The following is a 16098-nucleotide window of genomic DNA, read 5'->3' on the forward strand; positions in this document are numbered from 1 at the left end:
AGGGATCCCGGTTCAACTGATTACCCTGAAGAGCCTGCTGTTCCCTCGAGCTTTGGCACAACTGGATGCGGACAGCAGCTACGCGTTTTGCCGGGATCCCATTTGTCCTGTTGTTTATTTTTCTGAGCAAGGTCAAAGCTTTGGGGTTGACGACCTCAAGGTGCCAGTCTTTCAAAAAGAAAGTGGCGAGGACGTGCCCGTCTGCTACTGTTTTGCATGGACCCGCCGGCGCATTCGGCAAGAGCTGCAGGGATCCAAAACACCCCAGGCCATTCTTGCCGAGATTGCCGCCCACATCAAAGCCAGGCGCTGTGGCTGCCAGGTCAACAACCCCCAGGGGTTTTGCTGTCTGGAAAATGTCAGGCAGGTCATCTTAGAAGTGCAGCAAGAGAAAGTTGGGGAACGAGATAGCTGAAGAGCCAAAAGACCAGAGATTTCTCCGTTCCAAGGGTAGCTTTGGTCGTACCATTCCTACGAGGATTGCGCACAGATTGTCCAACCTTCTAAAGGCAAACTTGTGTCTAGAACCTTCTTGGCTGGGGTGGGAGTTATCGCAATTATCGGCTGAAATAGGCGTTGAGCCATTCCAGGCATTCCATAAAGTAAAACACCAACGGCGCGGTAAAGACGTAGCTATCGCCCCGATCCAAAATGCCGCCGTGGCCGGGGATGAGATCCCCGGAGTCTTTGACACCGGCATCCCGCTTCATCAGCGATTCCGTTAGGTCGCCCAACAGGCTCGTTAGCCCAATCAAAAACCCCAGCACGCTGCCGCTCCACCAGCGCCAGGGCCAGTTCAGATAGTAGGCTCCGGCCATGGCCAGGGCCACGCTGGCTGCGATCCCGGCCACGGCCCCTTCCACCGTTTTTTTTGGGCTGAGGAGGGAGAGCTTGGTGCGCCCAAAGGCCCGCCCACAGAGGTAGGCCGCTACATCGGCAGCAATGACACAGCCAATAGCCAACAGCGTAATCCACAGCCCTTCCCCCAGTCCTTGGGAAAAAGACAAAGCCCTGACCCGAATCCAGAAGCTGGGCAACAGCGCGCAGTAAAACAATCCCAAAATCGAGGTGGCAATGTCGGCGATGGTGGCCAGCTTGGGCTTAAAAAGCAGATAAAAGCAGATCACAGAACCGGCCACGATAAAAGCAGGGCTGGTCCACTCCGGCTTAACCTGCTGCAAAATCACCAGCACTTGGCTGGAAAACATGGTGGTGCGCATGGCCGGTGCATTGCCCTTGGCCTGCACCAAGCGAAAGAACTCCAGTTGGGCCAGAAAGACGATTAGCCCCATGGCCGCCGTGAAGTACCAGCCCCCTAGCAGGGTGACCGTCAGGGCAAACAGCACCGCCGCAAAACCGCTAACCCAACGGGCTCCCATAGGCGCACCCCGTCACGTTGGTTGGCCAAATATCTCTTGCCCGCGGCTCCAGGTCGAAGTCCGATCCGAAGGCAGAAGAAGCCCTCATCCTTGCGCTCTTGGTGTTCGGGATTCGCGTCTGCGCGACGAAGTCTTGATGCGGCTGCTGCAAAATGGAAACGCCTCTTGCCCTAGCCCTTCAGTTTAACTCTCCTGGATCTCAAACAACTGCCCTTGGCCCTACAGGGTGGAACTTACGGGCAAGGTGGCAGGCAAATCCCAACAAGCGATCCTTGAGCATGAGATAATAGGCAAACTGCAAAGCTCACTGCTGACCGCCTAGGACATTCCTGACTCGTTGCACTGCAGCATGGTTCAAGAACTTACTTCTCGCTCTACGACTGCTCGCATTTCTGCCCAAGAGGCTCGCCTTCTCTATGAAGACATGGTGCTGGGCCGCCTGTTTGAGGACAAGTGCGCCGAGATGTACTACAAGGGCAAGATGTTCGGCTTTGTGCACCTGTACAACGGCCAAGAGGCTGTTTCCACGGGGGTGATCAAGGCGCTCAAGCCCACCGACTACGTGTGCAGCACCTACCGGGATCACGTGCATGCCCTCAGCGCCGGGATCCCCCCGCGGGCGGTGATGGCGGAGCTGTTCGGCAAGGCCACCGGCTGCAGCAAGGGCCGCGGCGGCTCGATGCACCTGTTCTCGGCGGAGCACAACTTTTTGGGCGGCTATGCCTTTGTGGCCGAGGGGATCCCGGTGGCCACAGGGGCGGCCTTTTCGGCCAAGTACCGCGGCACCGACCAGGTGACAGCCTGCTTCTTTGGGGATGGAGCCTGCAACAACGGCCAGTTCTACGAGTGTCTCAACATGGCCGCCCTCTGGAAGTTGCCCATCCTCTATGTGGTGGAAAACAACTTCTGGGCTATCGGCATGGCCCACAAACGGGCCACTTCAGTAACCGACATCTACCTCAAGGGCCCTGCTTTTGGCATGCCCGGCTACCAAGTGGACGGCATGGACGTGCTGGCGGTGCGAGAGGCTGCCCAACAAGCTATTGCCCGGGCCCGCGCCGGCGAAGGCCCCACCCTGCTGGAGTGCATCACCTATCGTTTCCGGGGCCATTCCCTCGCCGATCCTGACGAGCTGCGCAGCCCGGAAGAAAAAGAGTTCTGGCGGCAGCGGGATCCCATCCAACGACTGGAACGCTACGCATTGGAACACAACTTGATGACCGAGGCAGACTTTCAGGCCATCCACGCCGAGGTTGGCGCTGCGATTGAAGATGCGGTAACCTTTGCCCTCGAAAGCCCAGAGCCCACCCTGGACGAGCTACATCGCTTTGTGTTTGCCGAAGACGAATAGATCCAGGGCAAACCCCAGCCACAAAAGGCCGCCGATCTGTTTCCAGCCTGTTCCGACGGATTACAGGCAGGGCTGGCTCTTTTGAGCTGAGGGATCCTGCCGACCCCGAAAAGGGTGTGAAGGCATCAGCGACCCACCTGAGCCCAGCAACCCTCGAGGATCCTCAATGCTTAACATCGGGAAACCCTTCCAGAGATCTGCGCAATAGAGCAGCCTTTTTTGTAAATATCACTTCCCATTTGTTTACATAGCTTCATATCATTGAGGTATTGAGCATGAGTATTTATTCCTGGTCATGAGCAATCCTCTTGAGTTTCCTTGGCTGTCGGCCCTGGTGCTCTTGCCGCTGCTGGCAGCCTTTGGGATCCCTTTGATCCCTCAGAGCCGTTGGGCGCGTTGGTATGCCCTCGCTGTGGGGGCTTTTGATTTGGGTCTGATGGTCTATGTCTTTGCGCGGCACTACGACCTGCAGGATTTTTCGCTGCAACTGGCGGAGCGCTACGCCTGGGTGCCCCAGATCGGGTTTCACTGGTCGCTGGCGGTGGATGGCCTGTCCTTTCCGCTGGTGTTGCTCTCGGGCTTGATTACGACCCTGTCGATCGGGGCGGCTTGGAATCTCACCCACAAGCCGCGTTTGTTTTTCTTCCTGCTGCTGCTGATGTACGGCGCCCAGGTGGGCGTGTTCCTGGCGCAGGATCTGCTCCTGTTCTTCTTGATGTGGGAGATCGAGCTGGTGCCGGTCTATCTGCTGATTGCCATTTGGGGTGGGCCGCAGCGCCAGTACGCCGCCACCAAGTTCATCCTCTACACCGCTGCCGCCTCTATTTTTATTCTGGTGGGATCCCTGGCGATGGCCTTCTACGGCGAGGGCTTTAGCTTGGAGATGGCAGAGCTGAGCGCAAAATCCTACCCGCTGGCACTGCAGATCTTGGTGTATGCGGCTTTCCTGATTGCCTTTGGGGTGAAGCTGCCGATTTTTCCAGTTCACACCTGGCTGCCGGATGCTCATAGCGAAGCCTCGGCGCCCATTTCCATGATCCTGGCCGGGGTGCTGCTCAAGATGGGGGGCTACGGCCTCATCCGCCTGAACGTGGGCATCTTGTCGGAGGCCCATGTGTACTTTGCCCCGGTGCTGGCGGTGTTGGGCACGGTGAACATCATCTACGGGGCGCTGGCCGCCTTTGGGCAAAACCACCTCAAGCGGCGCTTGGCCTATTCGTCCATTGCCCATATGGGCTTTGTGTTGATCGGGATCTCTGCCTTCACGGAGTTGGGCATCAACGGCGCCCTCTTGCAAATGATCTCCCACGGTCTGATCGCTGCAGTTTTGTTCTTCCTGACAGGGATCACCTACGAGCGCACCCATACCCTTGCCCTCGACAAGTTGGGCGGGTTGGCCAAGCAAATGCCAAAGGCTTTTGCCCTGTTTACAGCAGGATCCCTGGCCTCGTTGGCGCTACCCGGGATGAGCGGATTTGTGGGTGAGCTGACGGTGTTCTTGGGCTTGATCACCAGCGATGCCTATGCGCCGACCTTCAAGGCAGGAATTGCTCTGCTGGCGGCAGTGGGCATTATTCTGACGCCCATTTACTTGCTCTCTATGCTGCGGCAGGTGTTCTACGGGGCTCAGGATCCCGGCTTGGTGTTGGAAGACTACCTGGGGGATCTGCGCCCGCGAGAAATGGCGGTGGCTCTCTGTCTGCTGTTGCCGATTCTCGGCATTGGCCTCTACCCGCGGCTGGCTACCCAAACCTACGATGTTACGACGGTGGCGGTAGCTGCTCAGTTGCGCAGTGTGTTGGCAACTGAAATTGTGCAGCGGCCTTTCTTGCCGGTGCAACCGGCCCAGGTGGCGGCTCTGACCCTGGAAGATTGAAACGGGGTCAAGACCTCGGTTGTTCTCTATCCCTCAATTAGCCCAGAAGAGCTGGTGTTCGAGGAGCAACTCGACTCAACCTTCAGCTCTTCTTTTTGTTTTTTAAGCTTCTTTTAAGTTTTAAGGTTGGATTTAGGATTGGGGATGCTCCTGGGCTGGGATTTTCCGATGGTTGATTGTTCTTGGGCTGCCAATCCTAGCGGTGATCGGTACGAATGGAGTTCTGTTCCATCAGGTTTAGCTGCACCACCAACCACCAGAGGGTTACATCCGAATAGGTCGCCCGACGCTTGAGCCGAGAAATGGAGTGTACCGGGTTTTGGCTGTCGATCATCCACTCCGAAGCGATGATTTGGCCACGTTGCTGAGCATTCATGGTTTCTCCCTCCGCTCGCCAACTGCTCAATACTTAGGATGGCTAATACCCAGAATGGCCAATTTGCACGGGAGTGTGTGAAAAAATATATTACACAGGCATCTCCAAAGTCGGCTAACTTTCTTAGCAATAGGGATCTCATCAGCTGCTGGGTTGCCGATTCGCCGTCCGGGAACGAGAAAAACCTTGTAAAAAGGGCAAAATATTGGCTGAGTGGATCCCCTCTATCTTCACAAGTCTTAAAACCGGAAAGATCCCATCTCTCTACTGGCCTGAAGGTCTGGGTTCTACTTCTGTTTGCCAACCTTTATAGCAGCAACCCTTGAGAAGTCCAAAACAACGATGAGAGCCAAGGCCACCTCCCCCCAGCCCGCCGCTGCTTTTGCAGAAGTGGTGGAGGCCAACACCACAACCTTTGTGGCCCAGTGCTTCGAGCCGGAACGCTTGACCTTCCCGCCTATGCCTGCTCTCGGCAGTTGGACGCGCTCCCAAGACGAGGAGACCGGCAACCCGATCTATGGAGTGGTTTGCTATGCCGCCATTGCGCCCATCGACACGATTCACCGCACCCGAGCTTTGGGTCTCTCCCCTGAGGAGTTGCGGGAGCAGCAGCCTCAAATTTTCGCCATGTTGCGCACCGATTTCCGCGCGGCCATTGTCGGCTTTGTCAGTGGGGGGCGGGTCTACCAGTACCTGCCGCCACGCCCTCCCCAGATTCACCAGCCAGTTTATCTCTGCTCCGATACAGAGGTCAGGGAGTTTTGCCGCTCTTTCGAGTTTTTGCGTACTCTGCTACGGGTCAACGGGATCCCGACCGATGAGCTGGTGGCTGCCGTGATTCGCCAGACTTACCGAATCCTGAACTGGGATCGCAACTGGCTTTTACAGGCAGGTCGGCAGTTAAGCTCGCTGTTGCGGGACGATTACGAGCATCTCAGCGCGATTTTACGAAAGATTGAAGTATAGGCGAAGAAATGTTGAGAATGGCCTTGGATCCTTCTTGAGTCGAGCTAGAGGGTGATAATCTGAGGCAGTTTGCTGTGGGATGTGTTCCTTTTGTATCCTCTTTCCGCTGTAAAAATGTTTAACAAATTCAATTCTTCTGATAAGCCCTCTAAAGGCAATTGGGCAGGCCGCACCTTTTCTGCTGCTGCGGGCGCTGTAGTGGCAGCCGGTGTTTGCATTGCCCACGGTCAGCCGGCTCATGTGTCGCTGTGGGTGGCCTGTTGCGCGACCGTATTTACCCTTGTTTTGGATGAGATGGGCTGGATTTAGGCTCAGTATCAATCGGCTTTGGGTTGTGCTGCATTGAGAAACCGGACTAAAGCAGAGATCAACCACTAGGAAATCTCAAATAGAGCTCCCTGCCCATCTGGGCTTGCGGCTTAGGTGAAGGGATCCCTTCATCCTGCTTCGCGGGCTGCCCGCACCAACAATCCTGCTGTGATCAGCCCTGCCAAAATAGAGCTGCCGCCATGGCTGAACAAAGGCAGGGGCACACCTGTGGTGGGCAGGATCCCGGTGACCACGCCGATATTCATTAGCGACTGCCCCACCAAAAACATCAGGCAGCCGCAGGCTACCAGGCGAATGGGCAACTCTCGGCAGCGACCCATCACCCGCCAGCCCAGCAGGGTATAGAAGGTCAGTAGCCCCAGAAAGAACAGGGATCCGGCCAAGCCGAACTCCTCTGCGTACACCGAGAAGATGAAGTCGGTGTATTGGATGGGCAGATAAAACAGCTTTTGCTGGGAAAGGCCATACCCCTTGCCCCACAGGCCGCCAGAGCCAATGGCCAACAGGCTTTGCACCAACTGGTAGCCATCCCCTTGGGCATTGCCCCAGGGATCCAAAAAAGCCAGGATGCGCCGCCGTTGGTAGTCTTTGCTGAGAATGCTGGCCACGGTTGCCAGAATCCCCAGCCCCGCTGTGGCCAGAAGGGAGAAAGCTGGGATCCCGGCAGCCCAAGCCATGACCCAGAGGGTAAGGCCACAAATGGCCGTGGTGCCCAGGTTGGGCTGGGCGAGGATCCCCAAGAGGGCAAAGGCGAAGATGCCCACCCACAAGACGCGGAACCAGAGCGGGTGGTGAAACCAGCGGCCAAAGACCCAGGCTCCCTGCAACACCAACAGGGGCTTGAGCAATTCGGAAGGCTGGATAATCGGGATCACCTTTAAGTCCAGCCAGCGGCTGGCCTCCAGGCGGGAAACCCCCAGCCCCGGCACTTGGGTGGCCCACACCAAGCCAACTCCCACCAAGCAGAGGATCCCGGCCCAGGGGAACCAGCGCCGCAAGGGGATCCGCACCAGAGCCGAAAAGCAACTCAGCCCCAGCCCGGCCCAGACCAATTGGCGCCTGAAAAAGTAGAGGCCATCGCCACTGATCCGCTGAGCCACGGGGTAGGAAGCAGAAAACAGCATCATCAGCCCCAGAGCCAGCCAGACCAGGGTGAGCCAGCGCAGCCAGCGAGCTTCAGCATTCCAGGGATCCCTGGAGGGCTTGGCAGCAGGCTCGGAAATGGTTGCCACGGTGTTCAAAGCTGGAGTACTGGTCGAAACTGGCGCAGGCGGGAGACAGCAAAACGGTGATGGGTTGAGCAGGGGCTCCGTCCCGCTGACGCGAGAGGGAACAGGCCGCTGCCAAGGCCCTTTCCACAGCTAGATCTAGGGTTGGCACGAGCTCAACGTCAGTATAGTGGATCCCCTTGAGGGCCGCGGCCAGAGTGGGGCCAGCCTCTCCAATCAGCAGCACCCGCGCCACCTTGGCCCGAATCAACTGCAGCCAGGCGGCGGGATCCCCCTGCTTGGCCCTTCCCCCGGCAATCAAAACAATGGGTGGGGGGAGGGCGTTGAGCGCCACCCAGCCGGCCTCGTAGTTGGTGGCCTTGCTGTCGTTGACGAAGCGGATGAGGGTGGATCCCATCTGGATTTGCGCCACCCGCTCCAGCCGATGGGGCATGCCGGCAAAGGATCGGATGGCTTTTTGAATGGCGGCGTTGGGGATCCCGGCCAGACGCGCTGCTGCTGCCGCCAAGAGCAGGTTTTGCAGATTGTGTTGGCCGGGGCAGCGTTCTGCAAAGTCTCCCAACTCCGCCACCGCTTCCCCCTGGATATAGAGGCAGCTTTCCCGCAGGTCAACGAATGCAGTGGGATCCCGTTGTCCAGCAACAAGGGAAATCCAATAGGTGTTTTCCCAGTCCTGTCGGCGGCGGCACAGGTAGGGATCCTCGCCATTCACGACCCGCCACTGGGCCCGATCCAAGAGGCGAGCCTTGAAGCCGGCATAGCGCTCCAGCGTCCCGTGCCGTTCCAAGTGATCGGGAGTGAAGGTGGTCCACACCCCAATGCGCGGCGGCCCCCCAGGCGTACTGCTCATGAGGCGGCTGCTGGCTTCCAACTGATAGCTGCTCAGCTCCGCCACGATCCAATCCGGCTCTAGCTTTCCCTGGAGCGTTTCCAAAGCCACCTGAGAGAGGGGAAGGCCGATATTGCCGCAGGGGATCCCTTCTAGCCCCGCGGCTTTGAACATCTCCGCCACCAGCGCCGTGGTGGTGCTTTTGCCGTTGGTGCCGGTGATCCCCACCCAAGGCAGGTGCTCAAGGTAGCGCCAGGCCAGCTCCGCTTCCCCCACCACCTCGATCCCCTGTTGACGCGCCGCCTGCAGCAGCGGGTGATCCCAGGCAATGCCCGGACTGACCACCACCTGCTCCACTCCTGTTGCCAGTTGAAAAGGCTCCCCCAGCCGAACGGGGATCCCTTCCTGGCTCAACTCGGCCTGCCGCTGCCGCAGGAGAGGGGACTCTTGCTCATCCCAAACCAGCACTTCATACCCTTGGGCCCGCAACAGTCGCGCTGCCGCCAGCCCCGCAATACCCAGCCCCAAAACCTGATGGCCCACGTTGGTTTCCCCATCATCCCCCTAGGTCTGGATCTTACAATGGCTACATCCATCACCCTCTTCTTCTCTCTCACATAACGCTTTCTCAAGGGATCTCGATGGCCGGCGTGAGGTTTGGCATTGTTGTTTTTCCCGGGTCTAATTGCGACCGAGACGTAGCCTGGGTGGCCCGCAGCCTTTGCGGCTGCCCAACGCGGTTGATCTGGCACCGGGAGACGGATTTGTCAGGGCTGGATGTGGTGGTGCTGCCGGGGGGCTTCAGCTACGGGGATTATTTGCGTTGCGGGGCCATCGCCCGCTTTGCGCCGGTGATGGGATCCCTGGCCGAGCATGTGGCGCGGGGGGGCTATGTCTTGGGCATTTGCAACGGCTTCCAGATCTTGACAGAAGCCGGCCTGCTGCCGGGGGCGCTGGTGCGCAACGCCAACCTGCACTTTATCTGCGACCGGGTGGGGATCCGCGTGGAACGGCAGGATCTCCTGTGGACAAGGGCCTACCCTGGCGGAGCCACCCTGACCCTGCCCATTGCCCATGGAGAAGGCCGCTACACCTGCGATGCCGACACCCTCAAGCAGTTGCAAGACAGGGGGCAGATCGTCTTTCGCTATGCTCCGGTCGCGCCCAACGGCTCGGTGGATAACATTGCCGGCATTTGCGATCCCAGCGGTCGCATCCTCGGCCTGATGCCCCACCCGGAGCGGGCGGCAGATCCCGATTTGCCAGGGCAGGATGGGATCCCTTTCTGGCAGTCCATCGTAACCAGTCTTGCCAATTGACTAAGACTGCTGGGCCTGCAACAACACCTGGCGCACTTGGTTCACCATCTCCTCATGATCCACCACCGGCTTGGCGATGTAGCCATCGGCCCCGCTCTGGGCCAAAAAGGCCTCGCGGTCGCCCCGCATGGCGTGGGCCGTCACCAAAATGATGGGAATGGAGCGGCTTTTGGGATCCCCCTTCAACAGTTGGGCAATGCGGATCCCGTCCACTGCCTCGCCACAAAAGGTGCTTTGAGAGAGGGAGACATCCAGCAAAATCACGTCCACCTCGCGCGCCTGCGCCAGCCGTAGGATTTCCTCCACATCCTGGCTGTGAAAGACCTCAAACCCGCCTCGCCGCCGCAACACTTTGTCGAAAACGCGGGCGTTAATTGGATCGTCTTCCACCAGCAGCACTGTTGCCATCGCTAACCTAAAGTTGACTTAGTTGCGAACTCAAGCCCCGGCAATCCCCATAGTTCTGGAAACCATCCCGAAGCAATTCTAGCGATCCCATTCGAGCAGTGGGACAAGGGCTCCCCCTCTAAGATACTGATAACAAATCTCAATAAAGTAGAACCAGCAGCTACCCCCTCTACCAGCAGAAGAGGACAGCTACCGTTTTGAAAACAGCTTTGCTGGTTTGCCTGTGGGATACTCTACCAGCCTGGAACCGAGCGCCATCTGAAAACAAAACAAGGCCGGGGATTTTTCCGGCCTTGTACGGGGTACAACTGCCGTCTCTTTGGGCCGCCTCAATCCGCTAACGCTCTCGGCAAGCCGACAACAGCAGCCCCTAGCGCAGATTACTTCTTCTGAATCCTAGGAGTTTCGCGAAAGGCGACGGCAAAAAACAGAAGGCCCAAGGTCAAAAACAGAATAAAGGTGTAGGTGATGGCTTCCATACCGACCTCCAAATCAAAATTCTAAGGGGGCTTAATTCCAGATTAGCTTGGAGCCGCCAGCACCCCATCTCTCCAGAGAAACAGAGTGCCGACGGTCATCCCGCGAGAAAGCCTTACGCTTCTTGCACCTTGCGCGTGGTGGGATCCCCCACTTTTTGGAAGACACCGAATTCCACCATTTCCTCGCTCATGTTCGGGTCAATACCGGCAAACACATCCCGGAAGAGGGTGCGGGCGCCGTGCCAGATGTGGCCGAAGAAGAACAGCAGCGCAAAGACCGCATGGGCAAAGGTAAACCAACCGCGGGGACTGGTGTGGAAGGTGCCGTCGGCTTTGGGGGTTTCTCGGTCGAACTCGAAGAGCTGACCCAATTGGGCTTGGCGGGCATACTTCTTAACGGTTGCCGGGTCGGTAAACACCTGGCCGTCCAGTTTGCCGCCGTAGAACTCCACGGTCACGCCCACCTGCTCAAAGCTGTAGCGCGACTCGGCCCGGCGGAAGGGAATGTCCGCCCGCACCACGCCATCGGCATCGCGCAAGATGACCGGGAAGGTCTCGAAGAAGTTGGGCATGCGCTGCACCGTCAGCTCTCGCCCTTCGCGATCCCGGAACACCGGGTAGCCCAGCCACTCGATGGCAATGCCGTCTCCCTTGTTCATGGGGCCGGCCCGGAACAGGCCCCCCTTGGCCGGGCTGTTACCCACGTAATCGTAGAAGAGCAGCGACTTGGGCAGAGAATCGTAGGCCTCACTGCGGGTCATCCCGGCTTCCATAGCCGCATTCACCCGCCGGTTAATCTCCTGGTTGAAATAGCCAGAATCCCATTGGTAGCGAGTAGGGCCAAACAGCTCCACAGGAGTCGTGGCACTGCCATACCACATCGTCCCGGCCACCACAAAACCAGCAAAAAACACCGCGGCAATTGAGCTGGACAGCACCGTCTCGATGTTCCCCATCCGCAGAGCGCGATAGAGGCGCTGGGGTGGGCGTACCGTCAGGTGAAACAAGCCGGCAATAATGCCGACAATGCCAGCAGCAATGTGGTGGGCCACCACACCCCCAGCGTTGTAGGGGTTAAACCCGGCTGGCCCCCATTCGGGTGCTACTGGCTGGACGTGCCCTGTCGTCGCATAGGGATCGCTCACCCACATCCCTGGGCCAAACACCCCCGTCAGGTGAAACGCGCCAAACCCAAAGCAGAGGATCCCCGCCAAGAGCAGGTGGATCCCAAACATTTTCGGCAAGTCCAAGGCCGGCTCGCCGGTACGGGGATCCCGGAACAGCTCCAGATCCCAGTAAACCCAATGCCAGCAGGCAGCCAAGAAGAGCAATCCGGACAAAACAATATGGGCAGTGGCTACCCCTTCAAACGTCCAAAAGCCCGTATTGGCCACGCTCTCGCCGTAGATATTCCAGCCGCCCCAGGAGTTGACCACCCCCAGGCGAACCATGAATGGCATGACAAACATGCCCTGACGCCACATCGGATTCAGGACAGGATCCGATGGATCAAAAATGGCCGTCTCGTAAAGCGCCATCGATCCGGCCCAACCTGCTACCAGAGCGGTATGCATCAGATGCACCGCAATCAGGCGACCTGGGTCATTCAGTACAACCGTATGGACCCGATACCACGGTAGTCCCATAAAGCTCGGTCCTCCACGTTCTCCAACACTTACGCAATATCCAGTCAAACCATTAAGCCGACATCTTCACCTGGGATCCTGACCTGAGCAGTTTCTTCAGGGTCGAGGAGTGCCGCACCCGCTTGAGCCAACGAGCGCACCCAAGGGGGATATCGCTCTCAGAATTTTTATCACGGGCATCAAACAGTATAACGAAACGCTACCGACCTGAGCGGCTTCAGCCAGGATGCCGTCTTATTTGGCATCATCTTCCCAGATCTCTCGCCGGAGATTAAAAATATGACTTAAAATGTAACAATACTTAGCAAACGCCGGTACTTCCCTGGCTCAGTCTGAAAGTGTCGTGGTTTCTGGCAAGGATATGGCAACGATTCGCTTTGTCAACGAGAATCGAGAGGTCGTCGTCGCGGAAGGCGCTAACCTGCGCTTGAAGGCGCTGGAGAATCAGATCGACCTCTACAAGATGATGGCCAAGCTGCTCAACTGCGGCGGCAACGGTCAATGTGGCACCTGCGTGGTGGAGATCGTCGAGGGATCCGAGAACCTCTCCCCTCGCACCGAGGCAGAAAACCGCAAGCTCAAGCGCAAACCGGATAGCTACCGCCTCGCCTGCCAGACCAAAGTGCTGGGGGATATTGCCGTCAAAACGAAGCCCTAACGCCCATTTTCTCTTTGGGCAAGCCGTACCTAAAGAGTGGTATGCTGACTGCCAGTTAGGCTTGTGGCGGTTGGAGCTATGGAGACGAATTACCTGGGCATCTTGGCCACTCTCTTGGTCGTTTTGGTGCCCGCCATCTTCCTGGTGATTTTGTACGTGCAAACCTCTAGCAGATCTGGCGGTTGACCCTACTGGCTCAAATCGGGCAAATGGCGTGCCCAAGGCCAGACAAAAAGGGGATCCTCTCGACAGGGAGGATCCCTTTGCTCTTGCAAGCCGGACGAACCAAAGGTACGCAGGTTAACGGCCTCAACCGGCCCGGTCAACCTGTTGCCTGAGCCGCCCTAGCTTGGTCAAATGTTCCTGCAGGCTCATACAAAAATTCAAACAGGTTGCCGTAGGGATCCTTACCGTAGAAAGAGGCAGTGCCATCCCGATGGCTGTGGATTTCTCCTACCCGAATGCCTTGGGATTTCAGGCGCTGGTGCTCTTGCTGGAGCTCCTCCAGGTTATCGAAGACAAAGCCAAAGTGCGGCCCTGCTGCGCGGTAGCCCGGCCCCAATAGCGCCAGCCCATCGTCCCCTGCTTTCATGTAGGCCCAGTCGGGATCCTGCCAGACATTGACCATGCCCAACTTTTGGTAGAACTCCACTGCCTTGGGGATGTCTTCTACCCGGATGGCGACATGCCCGAGTTGCCTAAGTGCCATGGTTCTCTCTCTGCTCAATGGAGCCAACTGCAAGGGTTCTCCTGTAATCCAGCATAGCTTGGGGGAGGAGCCCCTCTTCACTCCCCAGCGAGCAGAGATGGGATCCAATCAATTTCAACCTCATGTCAAGCCAAGGCCAGGCCAACGCTTAGGCTGTTGGCTGGGTGGCCAGGAATCGTTCTAGCTCGCTCAAGGCTTCTGCATCCATTTTGGTTTGCATGGGGCAGAACTTCGGCCCGCACATCGAGCAAAACTCCGCCGTTTTGTAGATATCTGCCGGCAAGGTTTCGTCGTGATATTCGCGCGCCCGCTCTGGATCCAAAGACAACTCAAATTGTCGGTTCCAGTCGAAGTTGTAGCGGGCTCTGGACATTTCGTCATCGCGATCCCTGGCCCCAGGACGGTGGCGGGCAATATCGGCAGCGTGGGCGGCAATTTTGTAGGCAATGAGGCCGTTGCGCACATCCTCGGCATTGGGCAAGCCCAGGTGTTCTTTGGGGGTTACGTAGCAGAGCATCGCTGCCCCGTACCAGCCGGCCAAGGCCGCCCCAATGGCAGAGCTGATGTGGTCATAGCCGGCGGCAATATCGGTTACCAGCGGCCCCAAAACGTAGAAAGGAGCCTCGTCGCACTCCTCCATTTGCTTGCGCACGTTAAACTCAATTTGATCCATCGGCACGTGCCCAGGCCCTTCCACCATCACCTGCACATCGTGTTCCCAGGCCAGGCGGGTCAACTGTCCCAGGGTTTTCAACTCCGCCATCTGGGCCTCGTCAGAAGCATCGTGCAGACATCCGGGCCGCAAGGAATCTCCCAGACTAAAAGAGACATCGTATTTCTTGAAAATCTCGATGATGTCGCGGAAGTGGGTGTAGAGCGGATTTTGCTTGTGGTGGGCCAACATCCAACGGGCCAGGATCCCGCCTCCGCGAGAGACAATTCCGGTTAGACGGTTGCGCACCAACGGCAAGTGTTGGATCAGGATCCCGGCATGGATGGTCATGTAGTCCACCCCCTGCTGGGCCTGCTTTTCGATGATGTGCAAGATATCCTCTGCCGAGAGTTTTTCGACATGGCCATGCACACTTTCCAGGGCCTGGTAGATCGGCACCGTGCCAATGGGCACCGGAGAAGCTTGGATAATGGCCGTGCGAATTTCGTCCAAGTCGCCACCGCCGGTGGACAGATCCATAACGGTATCGGCGCCGTATTTGATGGCCAATTTCAGCTTTTCCAGCTCCTCGGCCAACCCAGAGGAAGTGGGGGAAGCGCCGATGTTGGCATTGACTTTGCAGCGGGAGGCGATCCCGATGCACATCGGCTCTAGGTTGGTGTGATGAATATTGGCAGGGATGATCATGCGGCCCCGCGCCACCTCTGAGCGGATCAGCTCCGGTGGCAGGTTTTCCCGCCGAGCCACGTAGTCCATCTCTTCTGTAATCACGCCCTGCCGGGCAAAGTGCATTTGCGTTACATTTGCTTGCCCACGCCGGCGGGCAACCCATTCGCTGCGCATGTTGTCAACTCCAGTGCTCGCTTTCCTACGCTGGTATGACCCAGATCAGGTTCTGAGGATGTAATCTCAGCCTGGGGCAAAACCCCCAGACACTCCTAGCGTGCTGTGATTCTATCACCGAAAGTAAACTACCTGACTCCGACCGCTAAGCGGTACGGAGCGGGCTTTCCGTAGCCCTGCAGTTGGCAAGCCAACCACGGGCCTCTGGGCCGGTTTACAGCGACCCCCAAAAGCGCAATGACGTTAGCACCGTTAAAATCCGCATCCCCTTCCCAACCACAGACCGGGTTCACACAGCGAAAACGCTTCCCTTCCCGTTGCCCAATCCACAAACACCGGTGGCAGGTCTGCGAGCTGTAGGCAGGCGGCACCACCACAACCTGGATCCCTGCTCTGGCAGCCTTGTACTGCACAAACTGCCGCAACTGGTAGAACGCCCCTCGCGCTAGCGGGCCGTAGGCCTCACTGTTTGACCGCCGCCGCTCCGTCTTGCTGCGCCGCTGTTGGTTGGTACGCTCTCTAATTCCAGTCAAGTCCTCCAAGGCAATAAAACTGTGGGTGGCCAGTGCCCTAGCAACAATGGACTTGGAGATGCGATGGTTCACCCAAGCTTGAAAGCGTCTCTCCCGACCAGACAGCCGTTGCAACAGCTCCCGACATCTCCGCCGAGTGCTGCGTGTGCCCTTGCTGGCCTTGCGTTGCAGAGCCGCTCTCAACCGGGAGTAGTGGTCTCTGACCTGGTTCAGCTGCTGTCCATTCCAGTGGTCTCCCTCAGAGGTATGGGCAATATCTCTCCTACCCAAATCCACACCAATCGCCTCGGTGGTGTCTCGTGGCTCCGGTGGGTCCTGCTCCACGCCAATCTGGATGAAGTAGGAACCATCTTTGCGCTTGATGAGCGTGGCCGCTTTGGGATGAGAACCCGCCAGCATGCCGCACTGGTAGTTACCTATATCCAGCTCAAAGCGTTCGCGTCCCTCAACGGTGGTCAGCGACACCGTCCAGTCTTTTTCCCGAAAAGAAAAGA

Annotated in this window: 18 protein-coding genes and 1 riboswitch; of the genes, 8 read left to right on the forward strand and 10 right to left on the reverse strand. The window is 57.9% G+C overall.

The annotated features are described in order from the left end of the window. Positions 1-415: putative iron-sulfur cluster-binding metallochaperone (locus tag NW862_RS12150; protein ID WP_414427222.1), on the forward strand; the 415-nt coding region annotated here is incomplete at its 5' end. Between the two features lie 142 nt (positions 416-557). Here the strand turns inward: NW862_RS12150 and NW862_RS12155 are convergent. Then, a complete protein-coding gene (locus tag NW862_RS12155; RefSeq protein ID WP_414349030.1) occupies positions 558-1379 on the reverse strand; it encodes a phosphatidate cytidylyltransferase in 822 nt (273 codons plus the stop codon). A gap of 349 nt (positions 1380-1728) precedes the next feature. Here NW862_RS12155 and pdhA point away from each other — a divergent pair, with 349 nt between their 5' ends. Both pdhA and NW862_RS12165 read left to right on the forward strand, forming a co-directional pair. Further along, positions 1729-2730, forward strand: a complete 1002-nt coding sequence (gene pdhA, locus NW862_RS12160; protein WP_414335094.1) for a pyruvate dehydrogenase (acetyl-transferring) E1 component subunit alpha — start codon at positions 1729-1731, stop codon at positions 2728-2730. A gap of 295 nt (positions 2731-3025) precedes the next feature. Continuing rightward, entirely contained in the window at positions 3026-4606 is a 1581-nt protein-coding gene (locus NW862_RS12165; protein WP_414335093.1) for an NAD(P)H-quinone oxidoreductase subunit 4, read from the forward strand. A 196-nt stretch (positions 4607-4802) separates the two neighbouring features. On the opposite strand, the gene NW862_RS12170 is transcribed toward NW862_RS12165, so the two are convergent. Beyond that, positions 4803-4982 (reverse strand): hypothetical protein, encoded by a 180-nt coding sequence (locus NW862_RS12170; protein WP_414335092.1) that lies wholly within the window; start codon positions 4980-4982, stop codon positions 4803-4805. Positions 4983-5324: 342 nt separating this feature from the next. On the opposite strand from NW862_RS12170, the gene NW862_RS12175 reads away from it, so the two are divergent. Both NW862_RS12175 and NW862_RS12180 read left to right on the forward strand, forming a co-directional pair. Beyond that, positions 5325-5948 (forward strand): hypothetical protein, encoded by a 624-nt coding sequence (locus tag NW862_RS12175; RefSeq protein ID WP_414335091.1) that lies wholly within the window; start codon positions 5325-5327, stop codon positions 5946-5948. Positions 5949-6017: 69 nt separating this feature from the next. After that, on the forward strand, positions 6018-6257 hold the full coding sequence (locus NW862_RS12180; RefSeq protein ID WP_414335090.1) for a hypothetical protein: 240 nt from the start codon (positions 6018-6020) through the stop codon (positions 6255-6257). Between the two features lie 128 nt (positions 6258-6385). Here NW862_RS12180 and NW862_RS12185 read toward each other — a convergent pair whose 3' ends face one another. Together NW862_RS12185 and murD are read right to left on the reverse strand one after the other, a co-directional pair. After that, complete coding sequence (locus NW862_RS12185) at positions 6386-7510, reverse strand: FtsW/RodA/SpoVE family cell cycle protein (RefSeq protein WP_414335089.1); 1125 nt, start codon at positions 7508-7510, stop codon at positions 6386-6388. Beyond that, positions 7455-8879, reverse strand: a complete 1425-nt coding sequence (gene murD / locus NW862_RS12190) for a UDP-N-acetylmuramoyl-L-alanine--D-glutamate ligase (protein ID WP_414335088.1) — start codon at positions 8877-8879, stop codon at positions 7455-7457. The genes NW862_RS12185 and murD overlap by 56 nt, the downstream gene beginning before the upstream one ends. 98 nt (positions 8880-8977) lie before the next feature. Between murD and purQ the strand changes: the two genes are divergently transcribed. Next, a complete protein-coding gene (gene purQ, locus NW862_RS12195; RefSeq protein ID WP_414427223.1) occupies positions 8978-9655 on the forward strand; it encodes a phosphoribosylformylglycinamidine synthase subunit PurQ in 678 nt (225 codons plus the stop codon). Here purQ and NW862_RS12200 read toward each other — a convergent pair whose 3' ends face one another. From NW862_RS12200 to psbB, 3 genes are all read right to left on the reverse strand, one after another. Next, positions 9656-10063: a response regulator gene (locus tag NW862_RS12200; protein WP_414427224.1), complete on the reverse strand. Its 408-nt coding sequence runs from the start codon at positions 10061-10063 to the stop codon at positions 9656-9658. It lies immediately after the preceding gene. A gap of 380 nt (positions 10064-10443) precedes the next feature. Beyond that, entirely contained in the window at positions 10444-10542 is a 99-nt protein-coding gene (locus NW862_RS12205) for a photosystem II reaction center protein T (protein WP_011429542.1), read from the reverse strand. A gap of 113 nt (positions 10543-10655) precedes the next feature. Then, a complete protein-coding gene (psbB, locus tag NW862_RS12210; RefSeq protein WP_414335085.1) occupies positions 10656-12188 on the reverse strand; it encodes a photosystem II chlorophyll-binding protein CP47 in 1533 nt (510 codons plus the stop codon). Between the two features lie 361 nt (positions 12189-12549). Between psbB and NW862_RS12215 the strand changes: the two genes are divergently transcribed. Together NW862_RS12215 and psbM are read left to right on the forward strand one after the other, a co-directional pair. Continuing rightward, positions 12550-12846: a 2Fe-2S iron-sulfur cluster-binding protein gene (locus tag NW862_RS12215; protein WP_414335084.1), complete on the forward strand. Its 297-nt coding sequence runs from the start codon at positions 12550-12552 to the stop codon at positions 12844-12846. 78 nt (positions 12847-12924) lie between these two features. Beyond that, positions 12925-13032 (forward strand): photosystem II reaction center protein PsbM, encoded by a 108-nt coding sequence (gene psbM, locus NW862_RS12220; protein WP_414335083.1) that lies wholly within the window; start codon positions 12925-12927, stop codon positions 13030-13032. A gap of 136 nt (positions 13033-13168) precedes the next feature. Here the strand turns inward: psbM and NW862_RS12225 are convergent, their stop codons facing one another. The 3 genes from NW862_RS12225 to NW862_RS12235 form a co-directional block, all read right to left on the reverse strand. Then, positions 13169-13555: a VOC family protein gene (locus tag NW862_RS12225; protein WP_414335082.1), complete on the reverse strand. Its 387-nt coding sequence runs from the start codon at positions 13553-13555 to the stop codon at positions 13169-13171. Positions 13556-13703: 148 nt separating this feature from the next. After that, positions 13704-15071 carry a phosphomethylpyrimidine synthase ThiC gene (gene thiC / locus NW862_RS12230; RefSeq protein ID WP_414337009.1) on the reverse strand — a complete coding sequence of 456 codons (1368 nt, stop codon included), beginning with the start codon at positions 15069-15071 and terminating at the stop codon, positions 13704-13706. Positions 15072-15076: 5 nt separating this feature from the next. Next, positions 15077-15178: riboswitch (TPP riboswitch) on the reverse strand. Positions 15179-15199: 21 nt separating this feature from the next. Continuing rightward, the coding region (locus NW862_RS12235) for an RNA-guided endonuclease InsQ/TnpB family protein (RefSeq protein WP_414427225.1) at positions 15200-16098 on the reverse strand (899 nt) is incomplete at its 5' end.

The organism is Synechococcus sp. H55.8 (genome assembly GCF_047462375.1).
Taxonomy (GTDB): domain Bacteria; phylum Cyanobacteriota; class Cyanobacteriia; order Thermostichales; family Thermostichaceae; genus Thermostichus.